We start from the raw sequence: 22,615 nt of genomic DNA, 5'->3' as shown, positions 1-22,615 counted from the left end.
TAACTCTCATTTTTTACTAATCAACGGAACATCCGGAAGGTTCTCGTAAACTTCATCATAGCTCTTGTACTTAGTCAATACTTCAACAACAACCGGAAGTGGATCAGCCCAAATCTCCGGCAGATTAGCTTCACCCTCGATCCTGATTTCATATGCAAGCTGTTCATAAGGCGGGTTGAACTGAGCGTTTACTCCTTCCTTATTTCCTCTTGCATCCATCCGGTACCATCCGATATTTTCCAGATAAACTGCATTTAAAGCGTGTAAACAGAATGGACCTTCTTCTGAATTATCCTCCCTGCTCAGACGCTGGTAACATATACCTGCCGGAATTGAGTTTGCTCTGAGAAGTGCTGCAAGGAGATGGCTTTTAGCATAGCAGTAACCGGTTCCATGTTCAAGGACTTCAGATCCTTTCAGGGTGACAGGATTCATACGGTAGTCGTAGCTGTGTTTAATCTCATCCCTGACGAACTCGAAGCAGAGTCTGGCAATTTCTATTGGGTTTTGACTGTTTCCGGCTATTTCTTTTGCTTTTTTAAAGACGACTGGGTGATTGAAGTCGATGATGGATTTTGATTTCAGATAATCCTGCATTGCTGTCATAATTTTATCTAATGTAGAGATTTCTGTTATTTGAGAAAAAATACACGGGTAAGTTTGGGGTGGAGAACAGTTGGACAATATGGCCATAAAAAATAAATAACATATTCAGGTAAGAAATTTTCTTGACAAGCTATATAAAAAGTTCTAATAATATTTGATGAAATTAGTTGACAATTACATATGCTAAAATGTTAGATTTGGACAAACTTAGAAAATTATGAGAATTGGTTCATTGGTTAGAGCAGGATTAATCCTGATTATTATTTTTGGAACGATAGTGACAGTCTGCACTTTAAATGGTGATGATGGCTACCGTGTTAAAAAAAGTCCATTTTTCTATCTATATCATCCTTCTGCATTATTGCACCCATTTGGTGGTGGTGATGAGCACGAGTATATTGTCACTCCGGGGCATTTGCCCCTTGAAGAAGGTGATGTAGTTGATGACAGTGGTCCAGACAAGCAAATCACTTTCTGGGAACTGCCTTTATGGATACAACTATCTGTCATAAGTGGAGCTGTATTTTCTACGGTAACACTACTTAAATGTCTTCCACTTCTTCTTGGGAAAATACTGACAGGAGGTACCAATCCCAAAATGCAGGAAATTGCCTCTTACATAGCTGAAAATCCTGGTTGTATGGAGTCTGAGATATCTGAAGACCTTGATTTGAAAAGAGGTACTTTACGTTATTATCTTTCGAAACTGTCCTCTGATAATCGAATACAGACATTTAAAAAAGGCAAGTTAAAAGGCCTCTTTCATATCACTTATTCAAAAACAGAAGATGCAAAATTGCTTCATCTTCACAGGAAGAACAAGAACCGCAGGAAAATAATTGAGATAATATCTGAAAGACCGGGTATCACAGGGCAGGAATTATCCTCTACCCTGAACATTGACAAAAGTACAGTACACTGGCATATCAAAGCACTCCATGAAGATGACCTGATTGAGTTCAAAAAGGATGGACGATACAAAAAATACTATCCACAAGCTTCTCTGTTATTTGATGAAAACTATTAGATATATATAAAAAATTTATTTCATAGTTTTAGACAATGGCCATAATTATTTTATAAGTAGGCTACCAATTAAGCATACTAACATTTAAAATAATATAGCATCAGATACATAAAAATTAAAAATGCTCTTGGATTTTAAACCAACAAAAAAATGATCTGATCAAAGAGGAGGAAAATATGTACAACAATGAAAGAATACGAATATACAGTTTAATTGCTTCGATGCTACTTATCGGAATGGCATTTTCACCTGTTGCCAGTGCGGATATTGAAACATATGCCACATCAGAAACGATATTAATCGAAAGCAGTGATGAAGCAATACTATACTCGGATATAACTTTTGCAAAACTCAATATCAATCCGACTTATTCAAACATTGATTTAAAGCCGGGAGACAATAATGAGATTTCCGTAACAGTCACCAACAAAGATAATAAAACAATCACTCTTGAGCCAAAAATGGTTCCTACGGCATATCAACAAAATCTCATTGATGAAAACTGGGTAAGCATAACACCTTCCAGCAAAGATTTGGAACCGGAAGAAAAGGTAGAATTTACAATTAAAGTGGACATTCCTGAAGACGCAGATATAGGAGACTACGGGGCTAGTGTTGCTTTCACAGACGATACAATGCCGCAATCATACTCCGTCTATCCACAATATATCAATGCTATGTACTTATATATTGAAGTATGGACTCCTCCAAACATTCAGATACAGACATCATACATAAGAGACCGTGTCGAATCAGGAGAAGAATATGATTATGAGATCACACTTAAGAACATAGCTGACCATGATATTGAAATCGATCCTGAGTTTGATGATGATCAATGGAGTTTTTCCAGTAGATATGGAACAAGTGGATTTGCATTTGAAAGTGATGCAATGGAAATTACTGCTCCATCTGTCGTCAAAGCCGGAGAAACGGCTGTAGTCAATGTACACCTTGAAGTACCTGAGGATGCAAGAGGCACATATTACGGGGATATTGATCTGAATATTGATGATCCTTCTATAGATGAATGGGACGATGAAGTATCATTGAACTTTGATGTATGGACCCAGCCTGTTGAGCCTTACGCTAAGAAATTTACAACTCAGACCAACGATCCTATCACAATTAAGTTGTCCTCTAGTGTTTACAATTATGACAAATGGATGGGGACAGGCAGTGAAACAGAAACCGAAGATCCTTCCTTTGACCTGGAACTTGAAAATGGATCCGGTAATGTTGAACTGAAGCTGATCAGAACAACTTATGGCGGTACTGTAAGTCTTGGAGCTTCCTCCTATCCTCCATGGGAAATCGATAGTGCTGGAATTTATCAGGAAACTCTGGAATCATATGTGGAAACATATGAAACATCAGGTGCTGTTGGAGAATGGACATTGAACATTCTTCCGATTAATATAGAAGAGTTTGACTATTTGATAACCATTGGGGACTCGGAATAAATACCAGACATGGACGTATTGGTACGTCCTGTCTATCTTTTTAGGTGAAATACATGGTTGGTATGTCTAAAATATCCATAGCTTTGGTAGTTATGATATTTCTCTTTGCAGGTATTATTTCCCTGACAAATTCTACTAATTCTTCTTCTGTTAATGAATTTCTATGGACCGGGGCTCCTCCTTCTAATGCTGATAAGATCGAGGCAAGAATATCTCAGCTGGTCAGTCCTTACCAAGGTATAGAATATGACAACATAACACTCGCTACATCAGAAAAGAATAACAAAATCCACATACATGCTACTGCCTCTACATCAGCTTCAAAGTATATGGATAGATATGATTTCGTATACAGTGACAATGAAATAATTATCACCGGATATATCCTTGAAGCTATCCCTGAATCTGTCCGGTCTGAAGCTATTAGCCTTGCTCTTCAAAACGAAGAAGTTGCCAATGCTATGGGTTCTGGTATGTATACCAACGGAGATCCTTCCGTAAAACAAATATTACCAGAGACCTCGGAGAAATTCTATACCGGAAAACCCCTGATTAGTGTAACCTGGATGGATAGTTCGATATCTGCCCTGATTGATATGGATACTCGTGCAGTTGTTCAGGTGTGGACAGGATAAGAATAGTCTAAGAAATTAATCCATATAAATGGTCTTAATTCTCTTCACTGAAGCCTATTAACTTAAAAATAGCTATGAATCTCATTTCTTTTAGGAAATAGTAGTTCACTACAGTAGTAATACTTCCATTGATGATGAGAGGAGGTTTTATCATGTTAAATCAGAGAAAAATTAACAAATGGTTTGTTCTGGCGTATATAATATTGATTATGTCTCCTGTTGATGCAAATGTTACTAATGAAGAGTTAAATGAATCTGAAATTAATATTAGTCGCTTTGGATACTCTGTTCCTGTCCCTAGTGTGGGCCCTCCTGACATGAATTATACAAGAAATCGACCGGAATTTATTACTTTTGTTGGTACACTCCCTACTATTCAGGAGGACAGTGAAAAATATGAATGGACATACTCAGTTATAAGATCTACATGTAATCTTTCTTTTGACTTAGGCTCATATATGCATACATCTGGTGGTCCTGTTGTTATGACTGGTGCTGGATGGGGTGGATATATAATGGTCGAGCTTGATTCCAATCAGCAAGAAAACATCACTGAATCAGTAATTGATGAAATATATCAGATAGTCAATACTCATTGTGAAGTATATGAGAGTATAACTGACGTGCCGACACTTTTTCTATGGGATGACCCTCCAGAAAAAGATATCGAAATAACAAATGAAAGCCTTTTTATTGGCAATGAAAAGGTAGAACCAGAGCAAACATCCGGTTTTACTTCAGCACTATTATTTTTATGTTTGGTGTTATTAGTTAAGACTAGAACGTCGTAATTGATTTTGAAGAGAACTATCCAAGACACTCATCTCTATAGGAGATTAGTAGTTCACAATAAGCTATGAACTAAATGTTCGCAGACTATTAAAATATTCAACAATTTGAGTCTGCCTTTATGCAGTCATAAACCCAATCTCATAATATTCATCCTTGAATTTGACTACATAAGACCCCTTTTCGTCAAGAAAATCTATTGTTTTGCTCCATTCCTGAGGATTTGCTTTTACATAACTCTGGGTATCCATTGTTTCTTTGAGTGCTGGATAATCATTTAGTTCTTCTTCTGTAACTACAGCGAACTCATCGGGAACAGTATCCAGTAGTCTTGCATCAATTGCTTTTGAATACATGTGGTTGTAAGCACTCCACGTAAAAAAGGCTGCAAAAAGCAGGAAAAATACAACAACTAACAATCCAACTGCTTTTGCTATAGAAATATATGGATTTTCCTTATTTTCATCGAGTTTTCTTTTCTCAATTGGCATTAGTACCACTTCTTTTCTCAATCAGTTCTTAATTTGTATAATGCTAAGCTGAGGTACTAACCTTCATGTCTCTCATTAATAGTATCCCGCCGATTACAAACAAAATTCCGGTTGGAATCCATAAAAATCCCATGAATATGAATCCGGCAATGCCTGATGCAATTATAATTAATGCAGAATTACGCACGTTTTTCGATAATTTGTAAGCTGCTATGATTCCAATGAATGCAAGTGCTGTTGCTGAAAATGTATGGATTGCTAACACTGTTTTTGGGTCAGATATTCCCAGTACTGGTGTCGCACCATAAATAAAGGCTATAGCTATATAATTGGTACTTATTATCCCTTCAATTAAGCCGTATAGTCCTAAACTTACAAAGATACCTAAAACTCCACCAATTATTGCCAGGTATCTTCCTCGGTTTTCTGTCATTTAATCACTCCATATTATTTACAAAAATTACTATATTCTAAAATTAGTTCATAAATTAATTAAAAGTTACATGTAATTTATTTATTAATTATGGTCATACAATCCAACTGATGCTTTCAGCAGGGTAAAGTCAGGAATGACAAGCATATTGGTTGGATACATTGGCCATAAAAAATATATATTATACTAAAAAATTAGTATGAAGTTAGACCGATTTTCTGATCAGATCCAAGTTTAAAGGACAAAAACCGTGAATCTTAGAATAATCACATTGATGATCTTTCTTTTTCTTACTGTTAGTTGTGTCTCTGCAACTACAATAACAGTAGGTGACAACAGCAATACAAATAACTCTTTCAGTTCTATACAGGATGCAATAGATCAGGCTCAAAAGAATGATTCCATAATTATCTACAGTGGAACATATTCTGAAACTCTTAAGGTGGACAAACCTTTAAGCATAAGATCTTCTTCGCTTGAACCTGATGATGTCGTTATTACATCTAACAATTCATCTGCTTCAATAATTCACATAACAGCAGATAACGTAAGGATAAGTGGCCTGACAGTTAAAGGAGATAGTACCAATCCTTCTGTTGCAGGTATATTTATTGAAAAGTCAAAAAATTGCCATGTAAGTAACAACATTATCTCTAATACGCAGGACGGTTTTTATATCGAGTCCTCTTCAGGTAATGAGATTCAAAATAACACTGTTCTTTCAAATACCGAGCATGGGATGTATCTTCTTGCTTCCACGCTAAGCAAACTGGAAAATAACAATATTCTGAATAACAAACGTGGTCTTTATGTGGATGAATCTGATCAGATTACCATTAAAGATAATAAATTTAGTAATAACCAGATGTATGGAATAGCCCTCAGGAAATCCTCACTCTGCACAATTACCGAGAACCAACTCGTTCTCAATAACATCGGTCTGGCATTGACATCATCTGATGAAAACACAGTCTTTGGTAACAATCTGAATGAAAACAATCAGTATGGTCTCAATGTATGGCATTCAAACTCAAATTCAGTGACAGATAATTATTTTTCAGAAAATAAGAACTCTGGGATACGTTTAATTTCCTTGAGTTCAAACAACATATTCGAGCGAAATAGTTTCTACAGCAACCTAAATGGGATAACCATCGAAAGCACTGACAACAATATTATTAAAAATAATAAGTTCCGGTCAAATGAAGAATATGCTATTTACCATCGATTTCCAGACGATAAAAATACCATTGAGGATAATTCATTTGCAGACAACCGTGCTGAAAATATAAAACTTAGTCCATTACAGGATATTCTCATTGTAATCATCACTCTGATAGTATTAACTATAATTGCTTTTCATTTCGGTTTATCCTGGTTGAAGAAGGGACTTTTTGGTTTGGTTATATTGATCATAATATCAGTTATTTTGCTTCTTGCATGGTATTTCCCATTTGAAGCCGGAATGACCGAAAATGTGGAAATAACAAATATGCAATGGACGGATAATGAAGCTATAAATGAAACTCATACCAGAGGAACTCTCTCCTTTGACTTAATCTACAATGATAAGTATGCATATCCAAATGGATTTGGAGACATACTGTCCGCGGATATTCACATTAGTTCCAGAAGATTACCAAGTGGCAATTATGAATTGAGGTATCAAGAACCTCTGACTCTGGAATATATGGAAGAATATCATTACAGACAAAGACTTGATCTGGAAAGAGAAAATCAGGACGTACTTATACAACTTTATGCAGAAGTATTTTATGATTATCCAAATCCTGCTTATGGAGATTCAAAAGTAGAAGAATTAGGTATGGATGTATTGCAAATAAACCAAAGTGCTTCTGATTGGAGCCAAGCTTTGTAATCAGAGAGAGGAACTATATGCTGTTCCTGACACAGGAGACAATATAGGTGAAAGATATGCATAATTTAAGTAAAAAAATGTCTCGATTTCTTGGAATAATAACTTTAATAACTGCATCCACTAATTTTTATCTAGAGGTGATTAAAGATAATTCCAGTTCGATACTGGCTCTTATGACATTAGTTTTTATGTGTATTTTAGTCATTGTACAGATACTTGAAAAATCACATGAAGAATAAAGAAACTGCAACCCATAGTGAGGGAACTACTTGGACTCAAGGACATATTACTGTCTACCAATCACAATCATATGATGAATCTACAATATGGCAGGTGGAGTAATTACATACACAACAGTAATGCCTGAGATGTTCGTGGCTAGTACAATGATGGAATTCTCAACAACAGGCCCTTCAGGACATGGTGATGATTCACATGACAATGCGGGTATAGTTTCTTCCCATAAATCTACTGTAGCAGGCTTCCAGTAAAATAAATAACACTACGGTGTTATTTTTATTTTTTAATACAAAATTTATATATACTAAAAAACGCAGACATATTAATAAATCTACTATAAAAATAAAATAATTATTTGAAGTTAAACTGAGGAAAAAATGACCAAGAATAAACTAATTGTCTCCATCATAATTATAGCAATCTTGGCTCTTATATTGATGTATGCTTTAGGAAATAAAGAAGAACCACTACGTTTCTCAGTCTTTAATAATGACATATATTCACATAACATTAAAGTCGAAATATTCGATTCCGCAGGAACATCAATATTTAGTGAGATATACAATTTGGAGGCCAATACATACATCATGTCAGCACCAATCGATAAAAATGATACGAGTTATGTATATAAGGCCACTTTGGGAAATAATGTAACTAGCACATATAATTTCGAAGTACAACCTACTGCAGAAGTTTCCATGGATATTAATAATAACAGTGGAACCTTATCCATAGACTTTGGGTATTCAATTGCATGAAGAGAAGAATAAATCTTTTCATTTCCGGCTCTGTAGAAATCTCTGTATAAATACAATCATTTTTGTAATTATATTCTGTGCAGCAGAATCGTAATGTGCCACCTTCGGCGGATAGCTACTTTATTTTTAGATTACAGGTTGCTTTTGTGAAGATGAAAAATAGCAATTTTGGAGCCACTTAGATTAACAGAATTACAATATGACTAAAATACAAAAAATATGAAAAATGAAAGAGCCTTTTTAACAAAGGTCTTTCAGGTGGAACTGGTACTTACCGAGTTTGCCGCCGTAGTTTCCTGCGGTGATCTTTGAGACACCAGGAACTGCGATAGCTGCTTCGATACCTGCCTTCATTGCCTTCTGGATAGCATCCTCGTCGACACCGTTGATGACAAGCTCGTAAACTGCCTTTACACCTTCTGGAATTTCGGTACCTTCGACCTTGTCCCTGATGGATGGGCAGAACTTCTCGTTTGCAGTTGCCTTCATGAACTTGTAGTTGTTAAAACCTGCTTTTGAGCCACTTGCAACAATTCCGCCAGGGAATGGAGTGATTGTACCCTCAAGGTCCTTGATAGCGTCTACTGCAACTTCTGCTGCTGTGAGTGCTGTCATCTGGCTGTCACCGAAGATAAAGAAGTTACCGCCTGCAATACCTGCTACAGCGCCGATGTTCTCTTCTACAAGGAAGTCACCCTCCATGATTGGGATGCTGTACATCTTGCGACCGTCTACTTCTGTCTCGGATTCCATTCCGTCACCGAAGAACTTCAATTTGAAACCTACGTTGAACTGCTTCTCAGCTTCTGGCATACCGTTGAAAACAGCTGTTGTTGGTGCTGTAAGCACACACTGGCCAAGGCGCTCAAGTAACTGGTGTTCAAGTGATTCGTATCCGAAGGTGCAGATCTGGATGTATACACCAGGTCTTCCGTCAGGAGTCTCATCAGGACCTACGAACTTTTCAATACCTGCTTCTGCAGGGCACATAATAACAGAGGTACCGAATCCTGTTGCTTCAAGTGCTGCTATCTCTGCCCAGCGTTTTGTTGCTGCGGTGATAAGTACTCTTGAGATCTTGATTGGGAACGCTTCTGCAAAAGTATCTTCGATTTCTACTCCATTGATTTCCATAATAATCCCTTGTTTTAAGTTAAAATTAGCAGGCAACATCAAAATGTTGCACTAGCTATAGCAGTAATACAACACAATTACAATACATATACTCTTCGAAATGCAGACTAAAAGAAGACTACCTTCCGCCTGACTTGCGGTAGGTTTTATCAAAAAGGGCAAACATCTCCCTGTCAATTTCCTGATACTTACCTATCTCAAAAATAGCTTCACTGACAATCACAGAAATCGATTCGATGTTTGAAAGGTTTGCAAGGCTCTTTGAGGAACTGGCAGTAGATTCCACCATCTGCTCCTTAATTGATATCTCGCATACCTCAACAATAGCATTAACAGCAAGTGAGACGTTGTCCGCCTGATTATCTGATGCCGCAACAGTACAGAACTGTTCCATAACAGGAATTATCCTTGAGACCTTTTCATCTGAATGTTTCCTTGCGGCAACCACACCTATATCTTTCAGTGCAGATGTAACATCGGCAAGTGACTCCCTTCCAAAAATCTGTCCAACTTCTTCAAGGGCTTCAATCACTTTATCAAGACAATCGTGTCTTTCTCTTTCAGGAGACTCCTGCACAGCTTTAATTCCGATATCTCTCAGAGTGTAGATAATGAGTTTTTTCAGGTGCTTCTGGTCTTTACTGTCAACTGTCCTTGCGACTTCAAGCAGTACTTCCCGGATATTTCCAAGAGTTGCGGTATCCCTGTTAATTGCTGCATCAAGTGCTATCTTCTTAAGCAATACAACTGATTTTTCAGTACTGTCCAGCATATTCTTTTTAGCTGATGCGACCCCGATGTCCCCTGTTGCAATTGCAAGTTTGTGAAGAGGACTTGAAACCATCTTATTCCTGAAAACATTGACTATTTCCTTAATGCCCTTTGAACGTTTGATGAGTGTGAGTTTTTCCACCGGCGGGAAGTATTCAATTTCCCTGTGCAGTTCAAAGAAACCAGTCATCTTGTCCAGAGTCTGCAAACTAAATATTTCCATACCGGTTTCTGAACATTCTTTTCCAATGGAACCGAATGCATCAATCACTTCCATCAATACTAGCCTGTTCTTTTCTTCTCTTGCAAGAATGGCAAGCTGGTACAGGTGTATATTGATATACTTTATAATGAGGTTCTTTTTTCCACTGGAAATGAGAACTTTTGAGGCCAGCTTTGGAATTGTTTTAACACCCACAATTGCGGTAAAGTCGTCATTATTCCTGACAGCTCCACGTATTATATCAACCACAGGTTGCAGCGGGTCAATATTCTCTTTGCCTGCTTCCAGTTTCCTGTAGCTCTCATTCATATCATATATCTGCAGGTCTTTTGTAAGTTTCTCATAAGTTTTCTTCACTGATTCTGTTCTGAGATAATCAGCCAGAAGGAAAGCCAATACTGAGAGGATGAGTGAATATACAAACAGCATAATCATTCCCATGGGTTTGAAAGTTCCAAGGAAATGCATTATGGATGCTGCCAGGGTAAAAGTTCCGATTGTGTAAGAGAACATATCTGTCAGGGCATCTCTTTTGCTCGCAAGCCAGAGACATGCGGCCCAGAAAAGCCCGAAGCATATTGCAAGGAGAACATTATTCCAGAAGATTTCCATCTGCTGGTTCACAAGTATAAGGGTAATATAACCAAACTGGATAACCACAGAACCGATAGCAAGATCAGCTCCAACATCTCTCAGATTGATCTTCATGTAATTTTTGATCAGGATGTCTGCAATAAGGAAAAGTGATATTACACCACTTATTAGAGCTGTATCAACAATATCAGGTATGAGGATATCCATGGCTTTTATATTGTTGATTTGTATTTATATATATATTTATTGAAATCAAACGGTTGAGATGTATTCCGGATTATTTTGTTGTCTGCAACTTTGGGAATAAATTTTCTGAACGTATGAACAGACAGATAATAACTTTTTTATACAATAAAGCAATTTATTTCTATATGTGAGGGGATTCTAATCAAATTCGATAATGAGATCAGACTTTTTTCCTCCGGGGGACCAGAAAAATGAAAATAAAAACATGGAAAATAATTACCATTTTTTTGCTTGCAGTTCAGCTTTTTGTATCTTTGCAAATCGATGAATGGGAAATACATGCAAAATCAGGATTTGGTGAACTTACATTTCAGATTGGATTATTTATGGGTCTTTTACTTGGTGTGTCGGTAACAAAGATAGCTGACAAATATACAAAAAGTTCAATGAGCAATGTCAGAAATAAATTTTCTCTGCGGGAATAATACATAAATTGAAATCACTCCGGCTTGTGTTCCCGGTCTATGGATAGAAGTCTTGCATTTACAGCAACGATAATTGTGCTCATTGACATCAGTACGGCTCCTGCTGCCGGTGACAATAAAATTCCCTGTTGATACAACACCCCTGCTGCAAGTGGAATTGCCAGAGCATTGTAGCCTGTTGCCCAGAAAAGATTCTGTTTCATTTTGCTGTAAGTTGCCTTTGAGAGTTCCATTATGGCCAGCACATCAAGAGGATTACTTTTTACAAGTACTATGTCCGCTGTTTCCACTGCAACATCAGTACCGGCTCCAATTGCTATACCCACATCAGCCTGTGCAAGTGCAGGTGCATCATTAATGCCATCTCCAACCATTGCAACAGTAAGTCCCCTTTCCTGAACTTCCTTTATTCTGGAAGCTTTCTCATCGGGCAGAACACCTGCAAAGTATTCATCAAGGCCGATCTGGTCTGCAACTCTCTCAGCCACCTGCTTCTGGTCGCCTGTAAGCATGAAACATTTGATACCCATTTCTTTCAACTTGCCAACAGCTTCCTTTGATTCAGACCTGACCACATCTTCAAGTGCAATAGCACCAACTACGTTTCCTTCAATAAGAACAAAGACCGTGGTTTTCCCCTGAATGTTTATTTTTTCCAGTTTTTCCTCAGGATAACTGATCCCTTCTTCTTTCAGATATGCAGGACTCACGACCTTTACATCTTTGCCATTAACAGTTCCCTGTGCGCCTTTTCCTGAAATGGCACTGAAATTCTCAACCTTATAGTCAGGTTCAGCAGAGTTCAGGATTCCCTGTGCTATCGGATGCTCGGAATCAGATTCAATGGATGCTGCATAACTGAGTAATTCTTTTTCCTGCATATTCTCATCAAAGATAACAACGTCACTGACTCCGAATTCTCCTTTTGTGAGAGTTCCTGTCTTGTCAAAAACAATCGCATCAATATTCCTTGATCTCTCAAATGGTCCTCTGTTCCTGATAAGCAGTCCGTTGCGTGCACCAATTGCAGATGAAACTGCAACTACAAGAGGGATTGCAAGTCCAAGGGCATGAGGACAGGTGATAACCATAACAGTTACGGCCCTTTCAAGTGAAAATGCAAGGTCAGTGTTTGCCAGCCTGAGCCATGCAAAAAAAGTAAGTGTACCTGCTGTGAGAGCAATTATTGTGAGCCACAGAGCAGCTCTATCAGCAAGGTTCTGGGTTTTTGATTTACTCTGTTGTGCCTGTGAAACGAGATCAAGCATTTGTGACAGGAAAGAGTCTTTTCCGGTTTTACGAACTTCAATAGTCAGTGAGCCTTCACCGTTAATAGCACCGGCAATAACTTCGTCCCCTTTTTCCTTTGGAACAGGATTTGATTCACCTGTAAGCATTGCCTCATTTACAGAACTTTGTCCGTCAACCACAACACCATCGACAGGTATTTTCTCCCCGGGTTTGACAAGGACTTTATCTTCCATTTTAAGTTCATCAATTGGAACATCTTCTGTTCCTCCGTCCGATCTCAGGAGATGTGCATCTGATGGCATGAGTTTTACCAGTTCCTGCAGAGCCATGGAAGCTCCCATGACAGATTTCATTTCCATCCAGTGACCAAGAAGCATGATGTCTATCAGGGTTGCCAGTTCCCAGAAAAAGAGCTTCCCTTCAAGTCCGAAAACAACAAGACTGCTGTATCCGTAGGCAACGGTGATGGCAACCGCAATAAGTGTCATCATACCTGGATTTTTTGCTGTAAGTTCATCCTTTATTCCTTTGAGGAAAGGCCAGCCTCCATAGAAGAAGACCGCAGTTGAGAACACAAACAGCAGGTATGTGTCACCTGAAAAAGATGGAATGGCAATTCCAACACTTGATTTAAGGAAATCCTGTATAATTGGAGACAGAAGAAGAATCGGCACCGTCAGAACAAGTGATAACCAGAATCTTTTCCTGAAATCCTGAACCATCATTGCATGGTGGCTGGAATGGTCTTCATGACCCTGATGACCTTCATGATTCATATGTTTGTCATAGGTGCCAGAACTTTCATGCTCTGCATAAGTTTTCTCTGTCATTTCATGATTCATCTCATGATTTTCTGCATGACCGCCCTCATGATTAGTTTTATGCTCATGCATTCCATTCTCTTCTTTTATGGCAGAGCCATCATGGTCCTTATGTTCCATCTTTTCCCGACAACCTTCTTCTCAGATTCCAAGTTTTTTACGATTGTTCTCAATATGGTCAAGCATGAGTTCCACTGCTTTTACAGCATCTGTTTCAACATTCATCACACCGCCTGTGACATCTTTACAATCCTCGGTTAGGAGTTTCACAAGATTCGGTGCTCCTGTTACAGTTGGAACAGGATTTACGTGTGTATAAAGACCGAATGCCAGTGCAAATACCGCGTCTATCGTTGCTTTCTGTTCCATATATTCAGGAGCTGTTGCAACAACTGGCAGATCGGGTACAGGAACATTACCAAGTGCTGCAGATACAGCTGCTATCAGATCAGCGATTCTGCCCGTATCGGTGCAGGTTCCGTAACTGAGTACCGGAGGAATTCCAAGTGTTTCACAGATTGCCTTCAGTCCGGGTCCTGCAAGTTCTTTTGCTTCGGGACTGCAGAGTCCTCCAACCTGCATGGCTGCATTTCCACATCCCATGGAAAGCACAAGTACATCCCTTTTGATAAGTTCCTTTGCAACGGCAATGCTGTGGCTATCCTGACCCGTGTCTCTCAGGGTTGTACAGGAAACAAGTCCTGCAACTCCGCGTAGGGTTCCGTCTTTGATGGCATCCAGAAGCGGGTCAAGTTTTCCTCCCAGGGCTTCAAGTATGCTTTCTGTGGAAAAGCCCACCACCGCTTCACTCATCGGCAAATCTGTAACAGGCTTAACGCTTGCCTTTCTTTCCTTAAAGTTATCAATGCCCATCTGGAGTAGTTTTGCTGCCTGCTCACTGGCTTTTTCAGGAATATACTCAAGACGTTCGGTTACCCCTTCAAAAGAAACAAGATCACTTACAGGGATAAGTTTGAATTTATATTTTTCAGCATACATAGGATCTATCGGCATAGAACAATTCATGTCCGCAACAAAAATATCCACACAGCCGCTTGCAAGCACAGCCTCCTGCATTATCCAGTTACCTGTGAATCCATAGAAAGCGTCATCCATTTCCCATCGCTGGATCATTTCCTGTCCTGTCTCAATGTTAGCAATTATCCTCAGACCTTTAGCTCCAACCTGCTTGGCCTTATTCTGCCACTCAGTTTTTCTTGCAAGCTGCACCATTGCAAATCCAAGGAATGGTTCATGTCCGTTTGGTAGAATGTTAACATAATCCGGATCGAGGACTCCGAGGTCAACTCTCATTTTGTGAGGTCTGGGTAATCCGAATATGATGTCCTGACAATATTCATTGACTATCTGGCTCTGATATGCCATTGCCACACCAAGCTTCATGGCCTTTAATGCAAGGCTAACATAATTTCCGTCCACATTGGTCAGGGATGAACTTGTTGACCTAAGAATTTCTGTCTGGATACCTCCGGGAAAGATGCCTGTTTTTTTCCATAACTCCTGTCTTTCTTTTGGAGCAAGCATCTCCACAATTTTACTCGGCTGTCCGTATTCTCTTGTAAAATCTTCTTCCACAAAATCACAGAATTCCAGGGCAACATCTCCTATATTTCCACTGGAATCGATTCCGAGTCTTTCGGCGAAGTTTCTAAGTTTTTCTTCTTCGGTTATTTTAAAAGGCGTCTCCCCTTTTGCTGTGGCTCTCAGTGTCTTTATTGTCTGGTTCGTATGGTACTGATATGTCGAAGCTCCCATAACGTTTCGCAAAAGCATCATACGCATTGCCATTCCGTCGGCAGTTATTCCACAAACTCCTCTTTTATCCTTCAGTGCATCTCCACGGCATGGCCCATTAGAACAAAGGTCGCAACGCATTCCTCCCTGACAGAAGTTACATCTTCTATCCGGGCTGCTGCCCATTCCCTGTGCTTCATAGCGGTCCCAGATGTTGGTTATACCGTCTTCTTTTATTCTTTTATATACTGTGCGCACTGACTCATGATATGATATTCTATCATCTTCCACAATAATTCCCCATTTTATGTTTGGATTTTAAACCCATATATACTTGGTGTGGCAGACTTTAAGAACTCTTTGGAGTCATAAATTTCAAAAGAATAAGCAAAAGTTAATATCTATAAAAGTGTAAAAATATAGCAGAAGGTGAATGAATGCTGAAAATAACTCCCTATATGGGGCCGCTTGTCATCATTGTTTCAATTGCAGGATTATGGTTCCCACTGCTTGGTTATTTCATGTTACTTGTGTTTGCTGCCATCTTTTTGATAGCACCATTCAGGGGTCGCTGGTTCTGTGGAAATCTTTGCCCAAGGGGAAGCTTCATGGATTTCTGGGTGGGTAAAGTTTCAGAAAAAAGAAAAATACCTAAAATTCTCAAAAGCTACTTTATCAGAGTTCCTCTTCTCATGCTCATGATGGTCTTTATGGGCTACAGGCTCATGAACACTCACGGAATCGTGAATCAGATAGGCATGGTTCTTGTAATTATGTGCCTGACCACGTCTTCAATTGCAGTTATTCTTGGAGTAACAATAGCTCCAAGGACATGGTGTACTTTCTGTCCTATGGGAACACTACAGAGCATAGTAGGCGTGAACAAGTATCCTCTTGTGATGGATCAGGAGAAATGTATCAAATGCCATAAATGTGAAAAGATATGTCCAATGCACCTGAATATTGTGGATATGACACACAATCCTGATTGTATCAAATGTGGAAGATGTATTGATATTTGTCCAAAGGATGCATTGAGTTTCAAGAAATCTGTAAAAGATGCATGATTCTTTTCCTTTTTTCTGTTTCTTTATTCTCTTTTCCTCAATTTTTCTTTTTTAAATCTTTTTTTCCGGCAGATACAAAAGCAATGACTAACTTTTTAAAGTAAATATGGACACACTGAATTTTGACGGCTCATGCGACCCGAATCCAGGAGGGATAATGGGATTTGGATGGATTATAAACTGGAGCAATGGCAAAAAACCAACGGAAGGTAGCAAGGAAAAGAAACCTTCAAAATCCAATACCAATAATGTTGCCGAATACACAGCCCTGAAGGAAGGTATAAAGAATTACCTCAAACTCGGGGGGAAAGGTCCTCTTCAGGTTCGTGGTGACAGCAAACTTGTCATTAGTCAGATGTCAGGGAAATGGAAAGTTAAAAATGAGAACCTGGCCGAGATAAAAAATGAAACTTCAGAGATAATCAAAAAGCACAATCTGAATGTCAAATTCACATGGGTTCCCAGGGAACAGAACAGTATTGCAGACAGGCTTGCCCTTCCTAAATCCAGACGCAACAACATGCCAAAATCTGATTCAAAAACAGAATCAAAATCAAACTCTGTTAAACCTGAGAACAGGAAGTTTGTTGCAGATGTGAATTCATCTTCTGTATCCTCAAAACTGAGACTTCAGATAAATGAACTTAATACTTCTCCCTCACCTGGTTTCAAATCTTTTGCACAGCTTAAGGTTGGAGGATTTGACTCATTTTCAAGGAAAAAACTTGAGACTTTACAGAAGGAAGCAGGCCCAAAAGCTTCTTCCATTGCTAAAAAGGAATTTCCCAATAATTCAAGTCAACAGGCTTCAGCACTCAGGTGGATGCTCAGGGGACTTTCCACAGACCTTGCGGTAAAAAAAGTCAAGGTAGATATTGAACTCAGTAAAAAGAGAAAAAAGTAAGAAAAAACTAATTTATCGGAGTTTCAGATAGTCCAAAGTTTCTGTTTTAAATTCAGATTCATATTAAGATTCAGAAGCATGGAGCCTTTCTGATGGTGAACCAGAAAACACTTCCACGGCCAATCGGATTGTTTTCAACTCCGATTTCCCCACCGTGAAGTTCCACTATCCTTTTTGCAATTGCAAGACCAAGGCCGCTTCCTTTTATGCTTCCTTTATCAGCACGTCTGAAACGCTCAAATATCATTTCCTTTTCATCATTATTGATTCCAGGACCTGTGTCAGTAACCTGTATTTTCCATTTATCCATGGCATCTGAAATGGCTATTGATATTCTCCCGTTTGGGGGAGTGAATTTTATTGCATTGGAAAGCAGGTTGAGGAATACTTCTTCCATTATAGGGTTAACAAATGAGGGATAAGGCCCCATTGCTTTCATATCGAAATTAATACCTTTTTTAGTCATTTCAGAATTGAGGTTCCTGACTACTTTTTCAAGAATGGGCAAAAAGTCCTGCTCCTCAAATTTGATATCGTCCACAGATTCCAGTTTAATGAACTTTGAAGCTGATTCTATCATATAGATCATTCTTTCATTGTTCTTGTGAATCTTATCAAGCAGAGTCTGCTTACTTTGCTCATCCTCGACAATTATCATCTCTTCAGTAAAACCGCGTATTATATTTGCAGGATTAAGAAGATCGTGTGTTAAGATATCTGTGAAAAGCACTTTCAGGTGGTTTGCATCCTCAAGACGTTTTGCATAGCTTTTGAGATTCTCTTCGGCTTCTTTTCTGCTGAGAGCTTCTGCAAGTACATTGGCCACAGATTGCATGAAGTGCATATCATCTTTAGTGAACACCCTTCTCTGCGTGGTGTGTACATTCATAACACCGTAAGGATCATCCCTGCTTCCGATAGTAACATCCATACCGCTGACGATTCCATTCTCTTTTAGCAATGGTAACCCGCTTGTAAAGTTGTATTTCTCCTGTGAAATGTCTTCACTTATAGCTGGATCTTCATTGCGGTCAGAGTACAAAGTATAGCAGACAATGTCATTCTTGCTGTTTTCATTCTCATTTTTGCTGTTGTTTTCTTCTTCCCAGCCAACACCAGCAACCATGACTGCGCCATTACCTTCTTTTTCCATTATACGGCAGTATTCCACATCAAGGGTGTCTGTCACAAGTCTCACAGATTCCTGCATAAGCTTATCAAGGTCTGCTCCTGCAAGTCCTTCCTGTCCGAGTTTTGCAACTACAGCCTGTTGTTTTTCTCTCATTTTCAGGGTATTTTCAATGGATTTGCATTCGCTGATGTCCTTTGCATGTCTAACTACCATGGACACATTTCCATCATCGTCAAAAAGAGGTGAAAGCTCAATGAGTTTTGTTTTGTTGTCAAGAGGGTCTTCAATCTCAAACCTGCAGCATTTTCCTGTGGCAAAAACCTCCAGCAAACGGCATGATTCGCAGGGTTTTGACTGTTTCATGAGACAACTGTAGCATAATGGATTACCCATTTTTTCATTTGCAGGTATAGAATTGCAATTCTTCCAGTTGCTTGTTACAATCCGCATATTCCGGTCTATTACAACTATGAGATCCTGTACTGATGACAGGGTTTTTTTCAAGAGGTTGAGCTGCATACTACTTGCATTGTCCAGCTCATCGTTTTTTGTGTCATAGATTGACATGTGAATCCCCCGGATACTTTCAATTATTGTGATTCAGGCGCAGGTAAGTTGTTACTGGAATTTTATACCATTAGTATAATGTTATAATACTGAATCAGGATGAAAACTTCTTGAATTCTGCTATTTATATGTATCCGGGATTTGCATATATGATGATGAGCATGAGTGTGATATATCAAAGCCTCTTATATATACTTCTAAAAAAATATGGTTACAATCTATATGCAGAGAATCAATAATATTATAAAGTGATAATATATCTAATCTCATATATTTACTGTAAATCAAGATATGATATTTCTCTTATAATTTTGTTCCACAATTCTTGCAAAAGCGTGCATCACTATCGTTTTTGTCATTGCCGCAATTATTGCAGACGATCTTAAGTCTTTTCTTTTCTCTCTCTTCAATAGAGGCAAAACTTATCTCTGCCGTTACGATACCAGTTGGAACCGCTATTATGCTGTAACCAATTATCATAATAACCGAAGAAAGTGTGATTCCAAGAGGGGTTTTCGGAACAACATCACCATATCCGACAGTTGTCAGGGTTACGATAGCCCAGTAGATACTGAAGGGTATACTTGTAAATCCATTCTCTTCTCCCTCTATAAGATACATTAGTGAACCCAGAATGACTACAAGAGTTAGTACCGTGAAAAGAAAAACGGTTATCTTTCTTCGGCTGGCTTTCATGGCTGATACCAATAGTTCAGCTTCATCGAGGAATTTAACAAGCTTGAGAATACGGAATATTCTCAGCACCCTGAGTATTCTAATAACCAGCAGGAATTGGCTTCCCGGAAGGAAGAGACTCAGGTATGTGGGCATTATGGCCAGCAGGTCAACAATTCCAAAAAGACTGATTGCATACTTTGTTTTGCTTTTGACACAAAGCATTCGAAGGAAATATTCAATTGTAAAAATAATGGTGAAGAACCACTCTATATTGTAGAGCAGGTCGCCGTGTGCAATCCTGAATGATTTCACGCTGTCCAGCATGACAGCTACCACGCTCAGGAGAATACTCACTATCAGAATTATATCAAAATTCTTCCCGGCCGGAGTGTCTGCCTCAAATATCACTTCATAGAGCCGGCTTCTCCAGTTATTCCCATCAGGTTTGTTATCTGAATATTTATCCTCATATGCAGCCATTGTAATCCTCAGAAATCAAAAAGGCTCTTTTGTCCTGTGCTTTCCTGCAGGTTGCCAACTCTCACTCCGATACGCCTGAAGTTAATATTGCTTTCTTCAAGGAACTGTTTCATCAGTTCTACAGCATTCTCAGCAAGTATTTCCCTGTCATTAACGGCATGATTGAATGTTTTACTTTTTGTTGAAGTTTTGAAATTTGAGAATATAACGGTTACTGTTACGGAACGGAATGATACTTTCCTTTTTTCAACCTTGCCGATAACATCATCCATAAGCTCATCCAGCAATGAGAAAATCATATTCTCATTTCGACTGTCATTTTTAAGTGATGCCATCCTGCCAATCTGGTCGCTTGCAGTTCTCTCCTTCACAGGACTGTCATCCTGACCTGATGCAGCATTTTTCAGCCACATGCCTTTGCTCTTTCCAAAAACAGAGATAAGTTCCATAACATCAAAGACAGCCAGTTCTTCAACAGTTTTTATTCCCATTTCAGATAGCTTATCCTCAGTTACCTTGCCAATTCCCCATAATTTCTTCACCGGCATCGGTTTAAGAAAGTCCTCAGTATCTTCTGGTTTTATAATAGTTATTCCATCAGGTTTACGGAAAGATGATGCCATTTTGGCAATGAGTTTGTTGGGACCGATGCCAACTGAGCAGGTTATTCTTTCCTGCGACTTCACTTCTTTTTTAATTCTGAGACCGATTTCCTTTGCAATATCATAATCACCATTGCAGGATTCGGTTATCTCCAGAAAAGCCTCATCAATACTTATCTTTTCAAAGGCTTCCTCGCTGTCTGCATTGGACCTGAGTATCTCCATCACATTTGCAGAAACATCTTCATAGAACGCTTTTCGTACCGGCAGAAAAACAGCATCAGGATTTTTGGATTTTGCAAGCTTGCACGGCATTGCAGAACGTATTCCGGCATCCCTTGCTATATAATTAGAAGTACTGACAGCTCCACCTGATTCCCCACGATTGGAATACATGCAGACAACAACAGCTTTCCCTTTGAGTGTCGGGTCTTCCCTCTCTTCTATTGCAGCATAGAAGTAGTCCATGTCCACATGAATTATCACACGTTCCATCAGTTAGTAAGAATGTTCAGGAGCTTTTTATGGTTAACTGAAAAATGGGTGAAAATTGAATGAGAAAATAAGTTTGAGGGATGAAACTTAAAGAATCGTATCCCTGCAATCCACATAAATGCGGCTAAAGTCTGGAATTTTTCCTGAAATTGGTTTTGCGTAGAGGTACAGGTTCTCATGCATTGGCTTGAACTTTTTCAGTACTCCTAGAACCGGATCATCAGGGTCAGTATAGGCTCCGAAGAACTTGCAGTTCGTTTCAAACATAAGGTTGTTGCAGTAGTCGATTATCTCTTCCATTGCAGGACTGTGTTCCTGCTCAAATGCGAAATCTACAATTGAATGCATTTTACAGACCTCACCTTCCGTTGGAATATCCGGCACTCTTGTAAAGTGTCTGAGTATTCCGTATGCATTTGCCATGACTTTCCACATCATCGGTTCCTTAGTGTATGTAACTTCCATAAGGACTGAAGCATCCCAAAAACCAGCACAGGCAACAATATGTCCTTTCCATTTTGCCGTTATGAAATTCTCGAGACCATATCCAAATATTCTCTCAGTATAGTCTTTGAAACTCTCTATGGTAAAAGGACAAAATTGGGCATTTCCATGGTAGTAGCTATTGATCAGTTTAATGGTATCATGAATGTCTTCGGCATTTATTCTTTCAATTTCATAACCGCTTTCCATATTCTCCTTTTTGTAAGCTGAAATCGAAATAGCCTGTATGCTTTTCTTCCTCATGTAACCAAGCTTTTCAAAAAGATCCATGAACTCTTCATTAGGTTCATACGCATAACAATAGATGTAAGAAGCCTTTGCTTCAGATGCAGCCTTTTCTGCTTCCCTGACAAGTTCGACTTCTAGTCCCTGATTTTTGTGGTCAGGATGAACCATTACTTCTGCAATGTAAAGATATGGTTCATCCGTTCCTTTTTTAATAGTCCAGCCTATCCATCCCACAGCGGTGGCATTCTTTTCTGCAACACGGATTTCCCAGTTGTCATAAATTTCGTATCTTGCTGTAATATCCGGTCCCTTGTCAATGATCATTGCACATTCTTCATTCCCCTGAGGACACAATTTTTCAATATTCAACAGAGAATCGTTGTCCTCTTCCCTAAAAGGTCTTATATTGACCATGCA

21 protein-coding genes are annotated in these 22,615 nt (G+C 38.9%); 10 read left to right on the top strand and 11 right to left on the bottom strand.

Translation table 11 applies throughout. From position 1 onward, the window contains the following. Window positions 1-6 precede the first annotated feature (6 nt). Entirely contained in the window at window positions 7-606 is a 600-nt protein-coding gene (locus METTI_RS07400; RefSeq protein WP_023845198.1) for a transglutaminase-like domain-containing protein, read from the bottom strand. A gap of 217 nt (window positions 607-823) precedes the next feature. Between METTI_RS07400 and METTI_RS07395 the strand changes: the two genes are divergently transcribed. From METTI_RS07395 to METTI_RS07380, 4 genes are all read left to right on the top strand, one after another. Further along, window positions 824-1,633, top strand: coding sequence for a winged helix-turn-helix transcriptional regulator (locus tag METTI_RS07395; RefSeq protein WP_023845197.1), 810 nt, complete (start codon window positions 824-826; stop codon window positions 1,631-1,633). A 176-nt stretch (window positions 1,634-1,809) separates the two neighbouring features. Further along, window positions 1,810-3,096, top strand: a complete 1,287-nt coding sequence (locus METTI_RS07390) for a COG1470 family protein (RefSeq protein WP_023845196.1) — start codon at window positions 1,810-1,812, stop codon at window positions 3,094-3,096. Between the two features lie 53 nt (window positions 3,097-3,149). Continuing rightward, window positions 3,150-3,731: a hypothetical protein gene (locus METTI_RS07385; protein ID WP_023845195.1), complete on the top strand. Its 582-nt coding sequence runs from the start codon at window positions 3,150-3,152 to the stop codon at window positions 3,729-3,731. 152 nt (window positions 3,732-3,883) lie between these two features. Beyond that, window positions 3,884-4,522 (top strand): hypothetical protein, encoded by a 639-nt coding sequence (locus METTI_RS07380; RefSeq protein WP_023845194.1) that lies wholly within the window; start codon window positions 3,884-3,886, stop codon window positions 4,520-4,522. Window positions 4,523-4,639: 117 nt separating this feature from the next. Here the strand turns inward: METTI_RS07380 and METTI_RS07375 are convergent, their stop codons facing one another. Next, on the bottom strand, window positions 4,640-5,011 hold the full coding sequence (locus tag METTI_RS07375) for a hypothetical protein (protein ID WP_023845193.1): 372 nt from the start codon (window positions 5,009-5,011) through the stop codon (window positions 4,640-4,642). Between the two features lie 43 nt (window positions 5,012-5,054). After that, window positions 5,055-5,444: a hypothetical protein gene (locus tag METTI_RS07370; protein WP_023845192.1), complete on the bottom strand. Its 390-nt coding sequence runs from the start codon at window positions 5,442-5,444 to the stop codon at window positions 5,055-5,057. A gap of 274 nt (window positions 5,445-5,718) precedes the next feature. Between METTI_RS07370 and METTI_RS07365 the strand changes: the two genes are divergently transcribed. The 3 genes from METTI_RS07365 to METTI_RS07355 all read left to right on the top strand — a co-directional run bounded on the left by METTI_RS07365 (window position 5,719) and on the right by METTI_RS07355 (window position 8,321). Next, window positions 5,719-7,323, top strand: coding sequence for a right-handed parallel beta-helix repeat-containing protein (locus tag METTI_RS07365; protein WP_023845191.1), 1,605 nt, complete (start codon window positions 5,719-5,721; stop codon window positions 7,321-7,323). Between the two features lie 326 nt (window positions 7,324-7,649). Next, window positions 7,650-7,814: a hypothetical protein gene (locus METTI_RS15745; protein ID WP_023845189.1), complete on the top strand. Its 165-nt coding sequence runs from the start codon at window positions 7,650-7,652 to the stop codon at window positions 7,812-7,814. Window positions 7,815-7,940: 126 nt separating this feature from the next. Further along, on the top strand, window positions 7,941-8,321 hold the full coding sequence (locus tag METTI_RS07355) for a hypothetical protein (RefSeq protein ID WP_023845188.1): 381 nt from the start codon (window positions 7,941-7,943) through the stop codon (window positions 8,319-8,321). A 240-nt stretch (window positions 8,322-8,561) separates the two neighbouring features. Here the strand turns inward: METTI_RS07355 and fhcD are convergent, their stop codons facing one another. Then, window positions 8,562-9,455, bottom strand: coding sequence for a formylmethanofuran--tetrahydromethanopterin N-formyltransferase (gene fhcD, locus METTI_RS07350; protein ID WP_023845187.1), 894 nt, complete (start codon window positions 9,453-9,455; stop codon window positions 8,562-8,564). A 118-nt stretch (window positions 9,456-9,573) separates the two neighbouring features. Then, complete coding sequence (locus tag METTI_RS07345) at window positions 9,574-11,250, bottom strand: hypothetical protein (protein WP_023845186.1); 1,677 nt, start codon at window positions 11,248-11,250, stop codon at window positions 9,574-9,576. A gap of 230 nt (window positions 11,251-11,480) precedes the next feature. On the opposite strand from METTI_RS07345, the gene METTI_RS07340 reads away from it, so the two are divergent. Continuing rightward, entirely contained in the window at window positions 11,481-11,714 is a 234-nt protein-coding gene (locus tag METTI_RS07340) for a hypothetical protein (RefSeq protein ID WP_023845185.1), read from the top strand. A gap of 14 nt (window positions 11,715-11,728) precedes the next feature. Here METTI_RS07340 and METTI_RS07335 read toward each other — a convergent pair whose 3' ends face one another. Both METTI_RS07335 and cooS read right to left on the bottom strand, forming a co-directional pair. Next, window positions 11,729-13,906 (bottom strand): heavy metal translocating P-type ATPase, encoded by a 2,178-nt coding sequence (locus tag METTI_RS07335; protein WP_023845184.1) that lies wholly within the window; start codon window positions 13,904-13,906, stop codon window positions 11,729-11,731. Window positions 13,907-13,927: 21 nt separating this feature from the next. Continuing rightward, on the bottom strand, window positions 13,928-15,832 hold the full coding sequence (gene cooS, locus METTI_RS07330; protein ID WP_023845183.1) for an anaerobic carbon-monoxide dehydrogenase catalytic subunit: 1,905 nt from the start codon (window positions 15,830-15,832) through the stop codon (window positions 13,928-13,930). Between the two features lie 146 nt (window positions 15,833-15,978). Here cooS and METTI_RS07325 point away from each other — a divergent pair, with 146 nt between their 5' ends. Together METTI_RS07325 and METTI_RS15110 are read left to right on the top strand one after the other, a co-directional pair. Then, entirely contained in the window at window positions 15,979-16,608 is a 630-nt protein-coding gene (locus METTI_RS07325; RefSeq protein ID WP_023845182.1) for a 4Fe-4S binding protein, read from the top strand. A gap of 106 nt (window positions 16,609-16,714) precedes the next feature. Further along, window positions 16,715-17,512, top strand: a complete 798-nt coding sequence (locus tag METTI_RS15110; RefSeq protein WP_023845181.1) for a ribonuclease HI family protein — start codon at window positions 16,715-16,717, stop codon at window positions 17,510-17,512. A 70-nt stretch (window positions 17,513-17,582) separates the two neighbouring features. Here METTI_RS15110 and METTI_RS15105 read toward each other — a convergent pair whose 3' ends face one another. From METTI_RS15105 to METTI_RS07300, 4 genes are all read right to left on the bottom strand, one after another. Continuing rightward, window positions 17,583-19,211: an ATP-binding protein gene (locus METTI_RS15105; protein ID WP_023845180.1), complete on the bottom strand. Its 1,629-nt coding sequence runs from the start codon at window positions 19,209-19,211 to the stop codon at window positions 17,583-17,585. Window positions 19,212-19,514: 303 nt separating this feature from the next. Beyond that, the gene (locus METTI_RS07310; protein ID WP_023845179.1) at window positions 19,515-20,369 is read right to left on the bottom strand and encodes an ion transporter; all 855 of its coding nucleotides are present in this window, start codon (window positions 20,367-20,369) and stop codon (window positions 19,515-19,517) included. An 8-nt stretch (window positions 20,370-20,377) separates the two neighbouring features. Continuing rightward, entirely contained in the window at window positions 20,378-21,466 is a 1,089-nt protein-coding gene (gene dinB, locus METTI_RS07305; RefSeq protein ID WP_023845178.1) for a DNA polymerase IV, read from the bottom strand. An 87-nt stretch (window positions 21,467-21,553) separates the two neighbouring features. Next, window positions 21,554-22,612 carry a GNAT family N-acetyltransferase gene (locus tag METTI_RS07300; RefSeq protein ID WP_023845177.1) on the bottom strand — a complete coding sequence of 353 codons (1,059 nt, stop codon included), beginning with the start codon at window positions 22,610-22,612 and terminating at the stop codon, window positions 21,554-21,556. Window positions 22,613-22,615: the final 3 nt, after the last annotated feature.

It is taken from the genome of Methanolobus tindarius DSM 2278 (assembly GCF_000504205.1).
GTDB lineage: Archaea > Halobacteriota > Methanosarcinia > Methanosarcinales > Methanosarcinaceae > Methanolobus > Methanolobus tindarius.
The sequence above is the reverse complement of the archived record's forward strand: the minus strand, read 5'-3'. Positions and strand labels throughout refer to the sequence as shown.

What these genes read in the sequence shown, in the direction of transcription:
- METTI_RS07300 (WP_023845177.1), bottom strand. Translation starts at nt 22,612, where the DNA reads ATGGTCAATATAAGACCTTTTAGGGAAGAGGACAACGATTCTCTGTTG.
- METTI_RS07385 (WP_023845195.1), top strand. Translation starts at nt 3,150, where the DNA reads ATGGTTGGTATGTCTAAAATATCCATAGCTTTGGTAGTTATGATATTT.
- METTI_RS07340 (WP_023845185.1), top strand. Translation starts at nt 11,481, where the DNA reads ATGAAAATAAAAACATGGAAAATAATTACCATTTTTTTGCTTGCAGTT.
- METTI_RS07380 (WP_023845194.1), top strand. Translation starts at nt 3,884, where the DNA reads ATGTTAAATCAGAGAAAAATTAACAAATGGTTTGTTCTGGCGTATATA.
- METTI_RS15105 (WP_023845180.1), bottom strand. Translation starts at nt 19,211, where the DNA reads ATGTCAATCTATGACACAAAAAACGATGAGCTGGACAATGCAAGTAGT.
- METTI_RS07345 (WP_023845186.1), bottom strand. Translation starts at nt 11,250, where the DNA reads ATGGATATCCTCATACCTGATATTGTTGATACAGCTCTAATAAGTGGT.
- METTI_RS07310 (WP_023845179.1), bottom strand. Translation starts at nt 20,369, where the DNA reads ATGGCTGCATATGAGGATAAATATTCAGATAACAAACCTGATGGGAAT.
- METTI_RS15745 (WP_023845189.1), top strand. Translation starts at nt 7,650, where the DNA reads ATGGCAGGTGGAGTAATTACATACACAACAGTAATGCCTGAGATGTTC.
- METTI_RS07400 (WP_023845198.1), bottom strand. Translation starts at nt 606, where the DNA reads ATGACAGCAATGCAGGATTATCTGAAATCAAAATCCATCATCGACTTC.
- METTI_RS15110 (WP_023845181.1), top strand. Translation starts at nt 16,715, where the DNA reads ATGGACACACTGAATTTTGACGGCTCATGCGACCCGAATCCAGGAGGG.
- METTI_RS07355 (WP_023845188.1), top strand. Translation starts at nt 7,941, where the DNA reads ATGACCAAGAATAAACTAATTGTCTCCATCATAATTATAGCAATCTTG.
- dinB (WP_023845178.1), bottom strand. Translation starts at nt 21,466, where the DNA reads ATGGAACGTGTGATAATTCATGTGGACATGGACTACTTCTATGCTGCA.
- METTI_RS07395 (WP_023845197.1), top strand. Translation starts at nt 824, where the DNA reads ATGAGAATTGGTTCATTGGTTAGAGCAGGATTAATCCTGATTATTATT.
- METTI_RS07335 (WP_023845184.1), bottom strand. Translation starts at nt 13,906, where the DNA reads ATGGAACATAAGGACCATGATGGCTCTGCCATAAAAGAAGAGAATGGA.
- METTI_RS07365 (WP_023845191.1), top strand. Translation starts at nt 5,719, where the DNA reads ATGATCTTTCTTTTTCTTACTGTTAGTTGTGTCTCTGCAACTACAATA.
- fhcD (WP_023845187.1), bottom strand. Translation starts at nt 9,455, where the DNA reads ATGGAAATCAATGGAGTAGAAATCGAAGATACTTTTGCAGAAGCGTTC.
- METTI_RS07325 (WP_023845182.1), top strand. Translation starts at nt 15,979, where the DNA reads ATGCTGAAAATAACTCCCTATATGGGGCCGCTTGTCATCATTGTTTCA.
- METTI_RS07390 (WP_023845196.1), top strand. Translation starts at nt 1,810, where the DNA reads ATGTACAACAATGAAAGAATACGAATATACAGTTTAATTGCTTCGATG.
- METTI_RS07375 (WP_023845193.1), bottom strand. Translation starts at nt 5,011, where the DNA reads ATGCCAATTGAGAAAAGAAAACTCGATGAAAATAAGGAAAATCCATAT.
- METTI_RS07370 (WP_023845192.1), bottom strand. Translation starts at nt 5,444, where the DNA reads ATGACAGAAAACCGAGGAAGATACCTGGCAATAATTGGTGGAGTTTTA.